The organism is Pseudosulfitobacter koreensis (genome assembly GCF_024733015.1).
GTDB classification, from domain to species: Bacteria; Pseudomonadota; Alphaproteobacteria; order Rhodobacterales; family Rhodobacteraceae; genus Pseudosulfitobacter; species Pseudosulfitobacter koreensis.
This window is the reverse complement of the sequence record NZ_JANKJG010000002.1, coordinates 311996-326570: the sequence shown is the minus strand read 5'-3', so window position 1 is coordinate 326570 and position 14575 is coordinate 311996. Positions and strand designations below refer to the sequence as shown.

At 63.5% G+C, this 14575-nt stretch carries 16 protein-coding genes; 9 read left to right on the top strand and 7 right to left on the bottom strand.

All coding sequences use genetic code 11. The features are described from left to right. The first annotated feature begins 160 nt into the window (after positions 1 to 160). The 8 genes from NTA49_RS04710 to NTA49_RS04675 all read left to right on the top strand — a co-directional run bounded on the left by NTA49_RS04710 (position 161) and on the right by NTA49_RS04675 (position 5940). Complete coding sequence (locus tag NTA49_RS04710) at positions 161 to 2173, top strand: TonB-dependent receptor domain-containing protein (protein WP_258293505.1); 2013 nt, start codon at positions 161 to 163, stop codon at positions 2171 to 2173. Between the two features lie 23 nt (positions 2174 to 2196). Beyond that, positions 2197 to 2634 (top strand): hypothetical protein, encoded by a 438-nt coding sequence (locus NTA49_RS04705; RefSeq protein ID WP_258293504.1) that lies wholly within the window; start codon positions 2197 to 2199, stop codon positions 2632 to 2634. Between the two features lie 4 nt (positions 2635 to 2638). Then, on the top strand, positions 2639 to 3280 hold the full coding sequence (locus NTA49_RS04700) for a MotA/TolQ/ExbB proton channel family protein (RefSeq protein ID WP_258293503.1): 642 nt from the start codon (positions 2639 to 2641) through the stop codon (positions 3278 to 3280). Continuing rightward, a complete protein-coding gene (locus tag NTA49_RS04695; protein WP_258293502.1) occupies positions 3270 to 3656 on the top strand; it encodes a biopolymer transporter ExbD in 387 nt (128 codons plus the stop codon). The genes NTA49_RS04700 and NTA49_RS04695 overlap by 11 nt, the downstream gene beginning before the upstream one ends. Then, positions 3653 to 4033, top strand: a complete 381-nt coding sequence (locus tag NTA49_RS04690; protein WP_258293501.1) for an ExbD/TolR family protein — start codon at positions 3653 to 3655, stop codon at positions 4031 to 4033. The genes NTA49_RS04695 and NTA49_RS04690 overlap by 4 nt, the downstream gene beginning before the upstream one ends. Then, positions 4030 to 5031, top strand: a complete 1002-nt coding sequence (locus NTA49_RS04685) for an energy transducer TonB family protein (RefSeq protein ID WP_258293500.1) — start codon at positions 4030 to 4032, stop codon at positions 5029 to 5031. The genes NTA49_RS04690 and NTA49_RS04685 overlap by 4 nt, the downstream gene beginning before the upstream one ends. A gap of 313 nt (positions 5032 to 5344) precedes the next feature. Further along, positions 5345 to 5464, top strand: coding sequence for a hemin uptake protein HemP (gene hemP, locus NTA49_RS17175; RefSeq protein WP_332844279.1), 120 nt, complete (start codon positions 5345 to 5347; stop codon positions 5462 to 5464). Beyond that, entirely contained in the window at positions 5461 to 5940 is a 480-nt protein-coding gene (locus NTA49_RS04675; RefSeq protein WP_258293498.1) for a hypothetical protein, read from the top strand. Before hemP ends, NTA49_RS04675 begins: the two co-directional genes overlap by 4 nt. Here NTA49_RS04675 and NTA49_RS04670 read toward each other — a convergent pair. From NTA49_RS04670 to NTA49_RS04640, 7 genes are all read right to left on the bottom strand, one after another. Next, positions 5937 to 7412: a mannitol dehydrogenase family protein gene (locus NTA49_RS04670; RefSeq protein WP_258293497.1), complete on the bottom strand. Its 1476-nt coding sequence runs from the start codon at positions 7410 to 7412 to the stop codon at positions 5937 to 5939. The two genes, NTA49_RS04675 and NTA49_RS04670, sit on opposite strands and share 4 nt — an antisense overlap. Beyond that, a complete protein-coding gene (locus NTA49_RS04665; protein ID WP_258293496.1) occupies positions 7400 to 8173 on the bottom strand; it encodes an L-iditol 2-dehydrogenase in 774 nt (257 codons plus the stop codon). Before NTA49_RS04665 ends, NTA49_RS04670 begins: the two co-directional genes overlap by 13 nt. Continuing rightward, entirely contained in the window at positions 8170 to 9174 is a 1005-nt protein-coding gene (locus tag NTA49_RS04660) for an ABC transporter ATP-binding protein (protein ID WP_258293495.1), read from the bottom strand. Before NTA49_RS04660 ends, NTA49_RS04665 begins: the two co-directional genes overlap by 4 nt. An 11-nt stretch (positions 9175 to 9185) precedes the next feature. Next, entirely contained in the window at positions 9186 to 10016 is an 831-nt protein-coding gene (locus NTA49_RS04655) for a carbohydrate ABC transporter permease (RefSeq protein ID WP_258293494.1), read from the bottom strand. 8 nt (positions 10017 to 10024) lie between these two features. Continuing rightward, on the bottom strand, positions 10025 to 10891 hold the full coding sequence (locus NTA49_RS04650; RefSeq protein ID WP_258293493.1) for a carbohydrate ABC transporter permease: 867 nt from the start codon (positions 10889 to 10891) through the stop codon (positions 10025 to 10027). Between the two features lie 141 nt (positions 10892 to 11032). After that, positions 11033 to 12352, bottom strand: coding sequence for an ABC transporter substrate-binding protein (locus NTA49_RS04645; protein ID WP_258293492.1), 1320 nt, complete (start codon positions 12350 to 12352; stop codon positions 11033 to 11035). 111 nt (positions 12353 to 12463) lie between these two features. Next, a complete protein-coding gene (locus NTA49_RS04640; RefSeq protein ID WP_258293491.1) occupies positions 12464 to 13492 on the bottom strand; it encodes a LacI family DNA-binding transcriptional regulator in 1029 nt (342 codons plus the stop codon). Positions 13493 to 13732: 240 nt separating this feature from the next. On the opposite strand from NTA49_RS04640, the gene NTA49_RS04635 reads away from it, so the two are divergent. Next, positions 13733 to 14572: a crotonase/enoyl-CoA hydratase family protein gene (locus tag NTA49_RS04635; RefSeq protein ID WP_258293490.1), complete on the top strand. Its 840-nt coding sequence runs from the start codon at positions 13733 to 13735 to the stop codon at positions 14570 to 14572. Positions 14573 to 14575: the final 3 nt, after the last annotated feature.

The following is a 14575-nucleotide window of genomic DNA, read 5'->3' as shown; positions in this document are numbered from 1 at the left end:
AAACCTCTGCCATTAATTCTTGACAGTTTTAGTATGTTTATTTAGGTGCCTGCAATAGACAAGTTTTGAACTTGCAGAAAAATCAAAAAACAAACGCCAAGCCAGCACTTTCGCAAGCCTAAGGCCGTTGCCACGCCACTGCGAAGGGACACCCCCAAAGATGACATTCCGATTTAACCGATCTACCAGATCAACCAGGGCACATCTTTATGCCTCAACCGCTGCACTGATCACGATCGGTGCCGCCTCGGGTGCTTTTGCCCAAGATGCCGAAGACAGCTATCTGGGCACGATCGTGCTGGGCGAGGGCAAGCGCGCGGTGCAGACCGACACCGCCGTGCCCGTCACCGTCGTCGACCGCGAAGAGATCGAGGACCGCCAGGCAGGCACCGTCGCTGAGCTGATCGACACCGTGCCCGGCGTCACGCTGGTCAACGGCACCACGGCTGCCGGGTCGGGCATCAACATTCGCGGCTATGGCGCCAACAGCACCTATGGCACGGACGGCAAGGTTCTGGTGCAGATCGACGGTGCGACCAAGGGCAGCGAAGAGTTGTACAGAATTGGCTCTCAGTTGTACACCGATCCGTTCCTCTACCGCGAGATCGAAGTGCTGCGCGGCTCTGTCGGCTCGTTCGAATACGGCTCTGGCGTGTTCGGCGGCGTGGTTCGGCTGGAAACCATCGACGCAAGCGACATGACCCGCGGCGAGGTTGGCTTTGTCGGGCGTCAGACGCTGGAGTTTTCCACCAACGGCGACGGGCTTGCCTCGTCCACCACGCTGGCATGGCAACCCGACACGCAGTTCGAGGTTCTGTTCAACTACACCCGCCGCACCCTTGGCGTGCGTACGGATGGCGACGGCAACCCGATCAACCCTGATGCAGGTGACATCGACGACCCGTCGGGCCTGCTCAAGGCAAAGTACACGTTTGGCGCGGGCAATGACCAGTTCGTCGAGTTCAGCTATTCCAAGACCCAGCAGGAACAGTTCGATGTGCCCTATGACCAGTTCGGCACCACCGCCTTCGGCAATGTAGACCGCTATATCGAGAACGAAGTCGCCACGCTGCGCTACAACTACAACCCCGCCGACCGCGCCTGGCTGAATGTCACCGCCGAGCTGCTTTATTCCGACGAGCTGGTCGAAAGCGAAGCCATCGCGGCCCCCAATCCGCTGCTGGACGCCGACAACCGCTATCGCACAACCACACTGCGGGTGAAGAACGAGGCACTGTTCGTCACCGGCACGGTCGATCACACGCTGCGCACCGGCATTGAGTTTGCCACCCGTGACCGCACCGACGCCACCGCAGGCTCTGCCCCCGGTGGCACCAAGGATTCGGTTGCGGTCTATGCCGTGGATGAGATGCGGATCGGCGACCGTTGGACGATCACGCCCGCCCTTCGCTATGAAAGCCAGAAGATCACGCAGGACCCGATCAACGGCAACGCATCCTATGACAAGGACGCGCTGATGGGCGGCGTTTCCGTGCTCTATGCCTTCGACAGCGGCTGGTCGGTGTTCGGATCGGCGTCCTATACCGAGAACCTGACGATCATCGACGATCTGGATGATCCTGTTTACATCGGCCAGTCGGAAAAGGGCGAAAGCTTCGAGATCGGCGTGGCCTATGATGCCGTCGACGTGTTCCGCAGTGGCGACAGCCTGGCGCTCAAGGTCAACTATTACAACGACCACTTGACGGACCTGACCACCTATGTGGGCCGCCCGGCGATCAACACCGTCGAAGGTGTGGACCGCGAAGGCATCGAGCTAGAGGCCGCCTATGCCATGGCAAACGGCTATTACCTGGATGCCAACGCGCATGTGTCCAAAGGCACCGCCACGCTTGCGACGGGCGCGCGCACCGACTGGGTGCAGAACCCGCAGGACAACATCCGCCTGACGCTGGGCCGCAAGTTCAGCGACGAGCTTGACCTCAGCTGGGAGTTGGAAGCGGCCAAACGTTACGACGAAGGCGGCGCCGTCTCGCCGGGTTACGGCGTGCACAACCTGCGGGCCACCTATGTGCCGCAGCAAGGCGTGCTTGAGGGAACCACCATGCGCTTTGGCGTCGAGAACCTCTTTGACCAGACCTACCAGCCGCGCCTGTCCACCCGCAACGCAACCGGGCGCACGTTCAAAGTGACCCTGTCCACAACCTTCTGACTTCTGAGCAAAGGAAAAGACCCATGCAGCCATATCGCCACATAGGCGCCTCTCTTGCCACCGCTGCCGTGCTTTTTGCCACGGCGGCGCAGGCCCAGGATGCGACACCGCCCGCCGGTGTCTCATTGGAACTGAACGCGGCGGATCTGGTGGGCGAAGCCTGCCGGATCACCTTCGTCGCAACCAACACCAGTGCGGCTCCGATCGACCGCGCGGTCTACGAGACGGTGCTGTTCAACGCGGACGGCGGGGTGATGATGCTGACGCTGTTCGACTTCGGCGCATTGCCCGTCGATGTGCCCCGCGTGCGCCAGTTCCAGATCGCCGATACAGCCTGCGGGCGGATCGGGTCGCTTTTGATCAACGGGGCAGGGACCTGCACCGTGGACGGCGAAGCGTCAGACCTCTGCACCACCGGGCTGGCCGCGTCCAGCCGTCTGGACATCGGATTGCAGGGGTAAGAACATGTTTGATCTGTCGCGGCTTCAGGGCCTTTACGATCTTGGCGGACCCGTCGTCGCCGTTCTGGCCGGTGTCTCGGTCCTGACGCTGGCCGTGGTTCTGTACAAACTGTGGCAATTTCGTGCCGCACGGGTGGGCCAGCACGCCGCGATCCGGCGCGCACTGGCGCATTGGGACGCAGGCGCGCGTGACGCTGCCCTGCGCGATCTGCAAAGCTCACGCAGCTATCTGGCGCCTGTGGTTGCGCGCGCCATGTCCGCCCCCGCAGGCCCCGACCGCACCGCGCGCCTCTATGCCGAGGCCGAGGCGCAGTTTCTGGCACTTGAGCGTGGCTTTCGCGTGCTCGACAGCGTGGCGCAGCTGGCACCGCTGATGGGCCTGTTCGGCACCGTTCTGGGCATGATCGAAGCGTTTCAGGCGTTGCAGAATGCAGGCTCCTCGGTCGATCCCTCGCTGCTGGCGGGCGGGATCTGGGTGGCGCTGCTGACCACTGCCGTGGGCCTGGCCGTGGCGATGCCCACATCCATCGTGCTGTCGTGGTTCGAGGCCCGGATGACGGCCGAGCGCGTCTTTGCCGAACAGGCGCTGACCACCATTCTGGCCCCGGCCAAAGGGGCGGTCGAGCAGGTGCGCGATGCCGCTTAGGCCCGCCTCCCGCCGCCGCAGGCTGTCGATGACGTCGCTGATCGACGTCATCTTCCTGCTGTTGCTGTTCTTCATGCTGTCCTCGACCTTCTCGAAGTTCGCCGAGGTCGAGGTGCGCGCGGCATCGGGCGGCAGCTCTGCGTCTGGCGATCAGACGCTTGCGTTTCTGCGCGCCACGGCTGCGGGCATGACGCTGAATGGCACCTCGCTGGGCGTGGACGATTTGCCCGCGCGTCTGGGCGATCTGCAGGCGGACAAGCCTCTGGTCCTGCTGGTGAACCTGGCAGCGGACGTGGACGCGCAGGCAATGACCGACATTCTGGTCGCGGTGCGGGGCGTGCCCGATCTGACCGTCAGCGTGATGGGGGCATCATGAGAACGACGCGACAGAAATCCGAACGCGAGCCGACGATTGCGCTGATCAACGTGGTCTTTCTGATGCTGGTGTTCTTCATGGTGGCAGGGACCTTGGCCCCTCCGCTGGACCCTGACCTGAAGCTGGTCGAGACCGCCGACCTGAAAGGCGAGGCCCCGAGCGATGCGCTGGTGATCGGTGCCGACGGCACGCTGACCCATCGCGGGCAGCCGGTCGATGTGGCGGGTTTCGTGGGTGCGGTGCCCGTCGCCGACGCCACCGCGCGGCTGATCCCCGACCGTGCAGCCCCCGCGCATGTGGTTATCGAGACCGCGCGTGCCCTTAGGGCCGCCGGGGCTGGCCGTGTCGTCATCGTAACCGAGAAGGCATTGCAATGATCCGAAGGTCCTGGAAAATCGCCCTGCTGTTCCTGGCCTGCTCTGTTGCGGCCCATGCCGCGATGCTGAGCCTGACCGACAGCCCGGACACAGCCCAGATCGAGGGCGGTGCGCAGGCGACGGTCGCCGAACTGGGCAACAGCTTTGCCGATATGGCGGCGGGCGTGATGACATCCGAGGCCGTCGAGACGGTGCAGGAGATGGTCGAGCCGCCTGCACAGCAGCCTGAGACCCCGCAGGAAACGCCGACAGAGCCGGTCGAGGTCGCGCGCGCCGCTCCGGTCGAGGCGACGCCTGCCGAGGTCGCACCTGCCGAGGTGCAGCCGCAGATGGCGGTGCCTGTCGCGCCGGAACCCACCACACTCCTGCAGGCGCAGGAGACGCCGCCCGAGGTGGTGCCCGTGACGCCGCCGCAAACCACAACGGTAACGCCCGAGGTGGTGCCCGCGACACCGCCGCAGACGACCGCAGCGCTGACGCCGGAGGTGCAGCAAGCCTTGCCCGAAGAGCCGGCGACCCAAGTGTCGCGCCGTCCCGCGCTGCGGCCAAAGTCGATCGAGGCGATGGCCCCGAAGCCTGCCCCCAAACCTGCGCCAAAGCCAAAATCCCAGCCCAAGCCACAGCCAAGGGGCAACGCCCAGACAGCCGCCAGGGCGGGTTCGAACGATGGTCAGGCCGAAGCCAAGGCCAAGGCCGCTGCGGCCCGTCAGGCAGCCGAGGCCGCAGCCGGTGCGAATGCCGCCGCCAGCAATTACCCCGGTCAGGTCATGGCGCGCATATCCCGTCTGAACCGGCCACGCACCAGCTCTCGCGGATCGGCGACCGTCGCCTTCACCGTGGCGGGCAATGGCGGGCTGGCGGGGGTGCAGCTTGCGGCCAGCTCCGGCTCGGCGCAGCTGGATCAGGCGGCAGTGGAACTGGTGCGCCGTGCCAGCCCGTTTCCGGCGCCACCGCCCGGCGCGCAGCGCAGCTTTTCGATCCGCATCAAGGGGCGCTAGGCCCGCATGCCCCCCCGCCCGCAGATTTCACGCGCCCGGCCCCTGACAGGTCGGGCGTTGCCGTTTGTCACGCCAGAAGGTGCATTGTTTCAGGGCAAACCGCTTTACGCATTTGACAATTCCGATAAAATCACTCAGGTATTGAGGGAGGTCCAGCCACCCCGAGTCTCGCATCGGGCCAGCCCGACGGTTGCAAGACAAAAGGGACAGAGACATGCGTATGGAAACCAATATCAATTCAACGTACCGCGCCGCCGACACTCCATCGGGCAAGCCTGAAGCACATGACAAGACGCCGGGGGTCACCGACACCGTGCCCGCCCACGACGCGCGCAGGCTGACCGAAGGGGCCGATCAGGCGCGGATCGTTCTTGACGGACAGGTCTATACCCTGCGCATCACCCGCGCGGGCAAGTTGATCCTGACAAAATGAGCGGCCCGGAAAACCGGCGTGGCGGTGCTGCCGTCGGAATGCTCAGCGAATTGGACGGGGTAGAGGCCGCATCGGTCATCTACCTGCGCCTGTGGAGCGACGGGCCGGACGGGCAGGCGATGCTGTGGAGCGACCTCAGCCGCTCTTTGGGGCATGATCGCGGCAGGCACACCTTGCAGGCCTTCGAGCAGCTTTGCACCCTGTGCGCGCGCCACGGACGTCGCCCGCTGATGCGGCACGCGGTCGAATGCAAATGTCTGGGCGCGGACGAGGCCTGTTTCGCCAACTTCATCGCCTGTGCCGCGACCGGTGATCATGAAGATGCGATGCTGATTGCCACATTGCTGGTGCGTGCGGATGTGGCGTCGCAGCTGACGGCGCTGGCCACCAGCTTTGGCCTGGGGCTGCAACGGATGCGGCCCGCAGCGCCCCGCGATCTGGACCTGGCCAGACCGCAGAGCACTACGCTTCACTAGGCGGCATAGGCGGTCAGCGCCGCCTCTGCCCCATCCTGCCAGATCATCCGCAACCAACGGTCAAAGGCTGCGGCAAAGGCGGGATGGTCGGCCAGATCACCATAGACCTGCTGCTGCGAAAGCCAGGCGCCGGGATTGTCCCGCGCGGCCTTGGCGGCGGCCTGCAAGGTGTCCCAATGCGGATCGTTCGGCGCAATCTCGGTGCCGTCTTCGCGGGTGCCTTCGCACATCCGCGCCCAGAGCGCCTCGGCCAGCGCCAGCCCGTCGATCGGCGTGCCCGCTGCCAGCCCGTCGCGCAGGGTGGGCAGAATAAATCCAGTGTGCCGCGACGATCCGTCGAAGGCGACACGGCGGCTGGTGTCCACGATGGCGGTGTTGGCAAAGCGTGCCGTGATCAGGGCCAAATAGCTTTCGGGTGTGATCCCCGGCACCGCATCGACGTGCGGTGCGATCTCGGCACGCTCGACGCGGGCAAAGAAACCGGCGATGCCTGCATGTTCCATACACCCCGAGATGGTCGGCACCGACAGGATCTCGCCTGCGTTGGCGATCAGCTGGTGACCTGCGTTCAGCATGCGGATCTTCATCGCCTCATAGCGGTGCACCGCGTTCGAGAATGTGGCACCGGCCTGATCCCAGTCGGGGCGGCCTGCGCAAAAGTCATCCTCGATCACCCACTGGCGGTAATTCTCGTGGGCCACGGGTGCGGCGTCGTCCACGCCTTGCGCGCGCGCGAGGGCCAGTTCGGCAGGGCCGGTGGCCGGCACGATGCAATCGACCATCGCATTGGGAAAGCTTGCGTTCTGGTCGATCCAGTCGGCCAGTGCCGGATCGCTGAGCCGTGCCAGCGACACCACTGTTTGCCGCAGGATTGCGCCGTTGCCCTGCAGGTTGTCACAGCTTTGCCCCGCGAAGGGGCCGATGCCCGCGTCGCGCCGCTGTCGCAGCGCTGCGATCATCGCCCCGAAGGCGGTGCGCGGGGTGTCGGGATGCGCCTTGTCGTGCTGCATGTCGGGGTGCATCGCGTCAAAGCCCCCGGTGACCGGATCGACGTAATAGCCGCCCTCGGTCACGGTCAGCGCCACGATGCGAATGGCAGGGTCCGCCATCTGCGCGATCAGGGCTGCATTGTCGTCCTCGATGGGCAGGTAGCCGATCATCGACCCCACGACTTCGGCAGAGATGCCCGAAGGGTCCAGTTCGATCAGCGTGGTCAGGCAATCCTGTGCCAGCAGCCGGTCGCGCTGGGGCGCGTCGGCCTGCCGCACGCTGGCGCCGATGATGGCCCAGTCGTGCGCGATACCGTATTGCATCAGGCGGTGCAGATACCACGCCTGGTGGGCGCGGTGAAAGTTGCCCAGACCGATGTGAACGATGCCGGGTGTCAGGGCCTTGCGGTCGTAGACGGGCACGGAGACGCTGTCGGGAAGACAGCCAAGTTTTGCATTGCGCAATGGCATCAGCTCATCCATTGGCCACCATCCACGTTATAGGTTTGTGCAAGGATATAGTCTGCGTCGGAACTGGCCAGAAACACTGCCATGCCGGTCAGATCGGCAGCGGTGCCCATGCGCCCATGGGGCACTGCGGCGCCGACTTCGCGCTTTTTCTGGCCGGGTGCCTTGCCTTCATGCTTGGCAAAGAAGGCATCGACCCCGTCCCAATGTTCGCCGTCGACCACGCCGGGTGCGATGGCGTTCACGTTGATGCCGTGCTCGATCAGGTTCAGCGCCGCCGATTGCGTCAGGCTGATGATCGCGGCCTTGGTCGCGCAATAGACCGCGACAAGGGGTTCGCCGCGTCGGCCTGCCTGGCTTGCCATGTTGATGATCCGGCCACCTTTGCCCCGCGCGATCATGTGTTTCGCCACGGCCTGCAGGGTAAAGAGGGTGCCCGCCACGTTGATGTCGAAAGTGCGCGCGTAATCGGCACGGGTGATCTCGGTGATGGGGGCGGCGCTGAAGATCGCCGCGTTGTTGATCAGGATGTCGATCTTGCCCAGCTTTTCGACGGTCTCGGCCACGGCCGCGTCGATGCTGGCCTGGTCGGTCACGTCCATATGCACGGCAATCGCAGCCTCGCCGATGGCGGCGGCGGCGTTGCGGGCACGGTCGATGTCGATGTCCGCGATGGCCACCCGTGCGCCTTCGGCCACGTAGGCCTGCGCAAAGGCAAGGCCAATGCCCCGCGCCGCCCCGGTGATCAGGGCGCATTTCTCATGTAGTCGGGTCATTGGATGCGCAGGCCCTTGTCGTCGAAGCGGTGGATCTGGTCGGCACGCGGGTTCAGGTGGATGCGGTCGCCATGCCGCAGGTTGACTTCGCCTGCCACGCGCACGGTCATCATCTCGGCAAGGCCGGTGTCGTGGACGTGAAAGAACGTGTCCGAGCCTAGGTGCTCCGCCACGCCGACGCGGCCTTCCCACAGGCCGCCGCTTTCGACCACGTCGATGTGTTCGGGGCGGATGCCGATGGTGTGGGCATCGTGCTTGGCGGCTTCGGGGCCTTCGATCAGGTTCATCTTGGGCGAGCCGATGAAACCTGCGACAAAGACGTTGCGCGGGGTGCGGTACAGGTCGAGCGGGCTGCCGACCTGTTCGATATGGCCTGCACGCAGCACCACGATCTTGTCGGCCATGGTCATCGCCTCGACCTGGTCGTGGGTGACGTAGATCATCGTGGTCTCAAGCCGCTTGTGCAGCTCGGAGATTTCCAGCCGCATGCCGACACGCAGAGCCGCATCCAGGTTCGACAGGGGTTCGTCGAAGAGGAACGCCGCAGGTTCGCGCACGATGGCACGGCCGATGGCGACACGCTGGCGCTGTCCGCCCGACAGCTGGCCGGGTCGGCGGTCAAGATAGTCGGTCAGGTTCAGCGCGGTGGCCGCCTGTTCGATACGACGGTCCTGTTCGGCCTTGTCGATGCCTGCCATCCGCATCGGAAACGCGATGTTCTTGCGCACCGACATATGCGGGTAAAGCGCATAGGACTGGAACACCATCGCCAGGCCGCGTTTGGCAGGCGAGATTGCGGTTGCGTCCGCACCGTCGATCAGGATGGTGCCCGACGTGATGTCCTCAAGCCCTGCGATCAGGCGCAGAAGCGTTGACTTGCCGCAGCCAGAGGGGCCGACGAAGACGGTGAATTCACCGTCCTCGATTGTCAGGTCCAGCGGCGGAATGACCTGCACGTCACCGAATTTCTTGGTGACCTGTTGAAGTGTGATCTGTCCCATTTTCTTTTTCCTTATTTCACGGCGCCGAAGGTCAGACCGCGCACCAGCTGTTTCTGGCTGAACCAGCCCAAGATCAGGATCGGTGCGATGGCCATGGTCGATGCCGCAGAGAGTTTGGCGTAGAACAGCCCCTCGGGGCTGGAATAACTGGCGATGAAGGCGGTCAGCGGGGCCGCCTTGGCGGCGGTCAGGTTCAGCGTCCAGAACGCTTCGTTCCAGGCCAGGATGATGTTCAGCAACACGGTGGACGCGATGCCGGGGATCGCCATGGGCGTCAGCACATAGATGATCTCTTCGCGCAGGGTGGCGCCGTCCATCCGCGCCGCTTCCAGGATTTCACCGGGGATTTCGCGGAAATAGGTGTAAAGCATCCAGATGATGATCGGCAGGTTGATCAGCATCAGCACGACCGTCAGGCCGACGCGGCTGTCGAGCAGGCCCATCTTGATGAAGATCAGATAGATCGGATACAGAACACCCACCGCCGGCAGCATCTTGGTCGAGAGCATCCACAACAGGATGTCCTTGGTCCGCGCCGACGGCACGAAGGCCATCGACCAGGCGGCAGGGACCGCGATCAGGATGCCCAGGAACGTCGAGCCGCCCGCGATGATGACCGAATTCCACAGGAACCTCATGTAATCCGAGCGTTCCTGCACCACGCGGTAGTTCTCCAGCGTCCAGTCGAAGAACAGGAACACCGGCGGATCGGCGATGGCGGTCGCTTCGGTCTTGAAGCTGGTCAGGATGGTCCAAAGGATTGGAAAGAAGATCAGCAGACCCACTGCCCATGCGGCAACGGTGTTGATGAATTTGCGTTGGTTGGTAACTGTGCGTGCCATGATCTACCTCAAGCGTCCAGATTTTTGCCGACGATGCGCATCAGGAAGATGGCGATGATATTGGCGAGGATGACGGCGAATATGCCACCCGCCGAGCCCAGTCCGACGTTCTGGCTTTCCAGCACGCGCTGGTAGATCAGATAGGTCAGGGTCTTGGTGCCGAACGACCCTTGGGTGGTCACGAAGATCTCTGCAAAGATCGACAGCAGGAAAATGGTCTGGATCAGCACCACCACCGTGATCGCACGGCTGAGGTGGGGCAGGGTGATGTAGCCAAAGCGCGACAGGGGTGGAGCGCCGTCCATCTCGGCGGCCTCAAGCTGTTCGCTGTCCAGCGACTGGATCGCGGTCAGCAGGATCAGCGTGGCAAAGGGCAGCCACTGCCACGACACGATGATGACCAGCGAGGTCATCGAGGCCTGGCTCAGCCATTCGATCGGCGTGGCGTCGAAGAATTTCCAAAGGTGGGCAAACAGCCCGTTCACGGGGTCCATGAACATGTTCTTCCACACCAGCGCAGATACGGTCGGCATCACGAAGAAGGGCGCGATGACCAGAATGCGCACGATGCCCTGGCCCCACATCGGCTGATCCAGCAGGATCGCCAGCAGGATGCCGAAGACGATGGTGATGACAAGAACGCCGCCCACGATCACCAGCGTCGCCTGGACCGATGGCCAGAAGGCGGACGAGCTGAAGAAACGCACGTAGTTTTCAAAGCCGACCCAGCCCAGATCACCGCCGCGCAGGGGCAGGTATTTCTTGAACGAAAAGTACAGGGTCATGCACAGTGGCACCAGCATCCAGCCCAAGAGCAGGATGACTGCGGGGGCCATCATCAGGCGTGCGGCGGATCGGGAAGCTTTGGTGGCCATTGAATCTCTCCTCGCCGGTAGGAAGCCCGAAGGTCCGGCGTTGCGGTCATGTTGTTTTTGGGGGGCGACCGTTGGTTCGGTCAAGCCTCGGCCCCGAAGGGCGGTCAGATGACCGCCCCCCGAGACCTTGGGGAGGAGCGCTTAGTAGCCTGCGGCTTCCATCTCGTCGGTGGTCAGAGCCTGCGCCTTGGCAAGCGCTTCTTCTGCGGTCTGCTGGCCTGCCAGGGCAGCCGAGAATTCCTGACCCACCTGTGTGGCGATGCCTGCAAACTCGGGGATGGCGACGAACTGCACACCGGTATAGGGCACGGGGTCCACGGTGGGGTTGGTCGGATCGGCCGAGTTGATCGAGTTCAGCGTCATGTCGGCAAAGGGTGCCGCCGATGTATAGTTCTCGTTCTCATAGAGCGAGATACGCGTGCCGGGAGGGACGTTTGCCCAGCCTTCGTTCTCGGCGACCAGAGCGGTGTATTCCTTGCTGGTGGCCCAGGCGACGAACTTCTTGGCCGCATCTACGGAATCCGAACCGGCGGGGATCGCCAGCGACCATGCCCAGAGCCAGTTGCCGCGCTTGCCCAGGCCCTTGTCGGGTGCCAGTGCAAAGCCGACCTGATCGGCCACGGTGGAATCCTGCGGGTTGGTCACGAAGGACGCCGCAACCGTGGCGTCGATCCACATGCCGCATTTGCCCTGCTGGAACAACGACAGGTTTTCGTTGAAGCCGTTGGTGGACGCGCCCGGAGGGCCGTAGTTGTTCATCAGGTCCAGATAGTCGGTCAGCGTGGCCTTCCATGCGTCCGTGTCGAACTGCGGTGTCCACTCTTCGTCGAACCAGCGCGCGCCATAAGAGTTGGCCATGGCACTCAGGAACGCCATGTTCTCGCCCCAGCCGGCCTTGCCGCGCAGGCAGATGCCGTAGACTTCCGCGTCCTTGTCCGTCATCGCGGCGGCTGCGGCCTTGATTTCGTCCCAGGTGGGGGCGTCGGGCATTTCCAGGCCTGCGGCTTCCATCAGGTCCTTGCGGTACATCACCATCGAGCTTTCGCCGTAGAACGGTGCTGCATAAAGCTCGCCATCGACAGTCAGACCGCCGCGCATCGCGGGCAGGATATCATCGGCGTCCCATTCTGCGGGCAGGTCGTTCAGCGACACCAGCCAGTTTTGTGCGGCCCAGATCGGAACTTCGTAGGTGCCGATGGTCATCACGTCGAACTGACCGCCGTTTGCGGCGATGTCCTGGGTCACGCGCTGACGCAGCACGTTTTCTTCCAGAGTGACCCACTCGAGGGTGATGTCAGGGTTTGCTGCGGTGAAATCTTCGGTCAGGCCCTGCATGCGGACCATGTCGCCATTGTTCACTGTCGCGATTGTCAGTGTCGTGGCGTGGCCATCGGCATAAGCGCCTGTGCCCGCGACCAGCGCAATCGCGCTCGCCGCACAAAATGCGGTTTTGAAGTTCATCCGGTTTCCTCCCTGGTGTTTGGATGTTCGTAACGGAGTGAAGCAAAAAACCGGACGCGGTGTCAATCAAAACTTTACGCGCGTAAACTAAAATGGAGTGTTGGAACCAGCTCAGGCAGAGGCACGCATGACGAGTTTGCCCTTGAAAAGCCTGTCTATCCTTGGCCCGTCCGAACGTCCGCCCTCGATCAGCGCGAACAAGGCCTCGACACTGGATTCCGATATTTTTTCGTAATCTTGCGCGATGGTCGTCAGCGTCGGGCTGCCGAATCGCGAGAACGGATGATCGTCGTGGCCTGCCACGCGCAGGTCGCAGCCCTTTGCGTGACCCACCCGCAGGCCACGTTCGTAGCAGGCCGCTAGAAACCCCATGGCAAGACGGTCGTTGCTGCACAGCACGGTATCCGAGGTCAAAAGTCCCTTGCTCAGGATATCAAGACCGCCGTGATAGCCCACTTCCTCAAAGCCCCATCCCGTGCCCTCGACGCGGATCACCTGCGGCTCAAGCCCGTTGGCCTCCATCGCCTGAATATAGCCGTTGCGCCGCTTGTTGGCGTTCGGGTTCACGGGCGGCATTTCGAAAAAGCACGGCGCATCGCCGGTGCGGCACAGGTAATCCACGCTTAGCCGCACGATCTGCGTGTTGTCCGACCCGATGAATGCGTCGCCCACGCCCTCGATGTTGCTGTCGAACAGGATCGTCGGCACATCGTCGCAGAACTTTTCGATCGCGGCCCGGTCCGAGGCACGGCCCAGCGGGGCCAGCAGAACCCCCGCAGGCTTGAGCGAGCGCAGGCTGTCGAGGATCTCGACCTCCAGCGTGCTGTCGCCATGGGCGCTGAACAGCGTCGGCCAAAAGCCCGCCTGCATGCACCTCTGTTCGATGTTGCGCGCAATCTCGGCAAAGAACGGATCGGCCAGATAGGGCACCACGATCCCCACGTTCTTGGTCAGGCGGCGGTTCTGGTTCACCGCGAACATGTTGGGGCGGTAATCGTAACGCTCCAGCGCCTCTTCGATCCGCGCGCGGGTCTTGGGGCGCACGCTGCCGGGGTCGTTGAAATACTTGGAGACAGTGGGCCGCGAGATGCCGCTGACGCTGGCAAACTGTTCCATGTTGCGGATCTTGCTGTCGTCCATGTTCCGGTGTCTCCCACGGTGGCGCGGTTCAAATTTGTCGCGCGCAAAGGTTTGTTCTTTACACGAAAGTAAACGGATGCAGGGGCGCAGAGCAAGGGTGCGCAGGGTCACGGGCCAGCGCTTTGTGCCTGCGATGACGATAATACCGCAGCGTCACGCACCACCTGAGGGTGTTTGCCCGTCTGGACACTGCCGCCCCGATCAAGGCACCATGCGCCCGCTGGCAGGAGGAGCCTTTGCATGACCAAATCCCTGAATTCGACATTTTTCGCCGTCTCGGTGATGGATGGCGTGGCCCATATCGAGATGGACAACGCCGCCAAGGCCAACAGCATGACGCCCGCCTTCTGGGAGGATCTGCCGCGCATCGCCGCAGACCTCGACAGTGATCCGGGCGTGCGCTGCGTCGTGCTGTCGGGGCGGGGCAAGCATTTCACCGCCGGCATGGACCTGGCCGCGTTTCAGGGAATCATGGAACTGACCGGGAAGGAGCCGGGGCGCGCCGCCTATGCGATGCGCAAGCTGGTCCTGAGCCTGCAGGCATCGCTGAGCGCATTGGAAGAGATGCGCGTGCCGGTGATCGCCGCGATCCACGGCGCCTGTCTGGGCGGTGGGATCGACCTGATCACCGCCTGCGACATCCGGCTGTGCACCGCCGATACATCGTTTGGCATCGAGGAGATCAACATCGGCATGGCCGCCGACGTGGGCACCCTGCAGCGCATGCCCAAGCTGATGGCCCCCGGCGTGGTGCGCGAGTTGGCCTATACCGGGCGGCGGTTCTCGGCGGACGAAGCGAAGGGCTGGGGCATCGTCAATGCCATCCACGCCGACCGCGATGCGGTGATTGCCGCAGCCCTCGACATGGCGCAGACCATCGCCGCACGCTCGCCGCTGGCCATTGCAGGCATCAAGCAGTCGGTGACCTTTGTGCGCGACCATTCGGTTGCCGACGGGCTGGACCAGATCGCCACATGGAACGCAGGCATGCTGCGCCCTGACGATCTGACCCGCGCGATGGGCGCAAAGATGAAACAGCAGCAGGCCCTGTTCGACGACCTGCTGAAAGACGCAGGATAATCC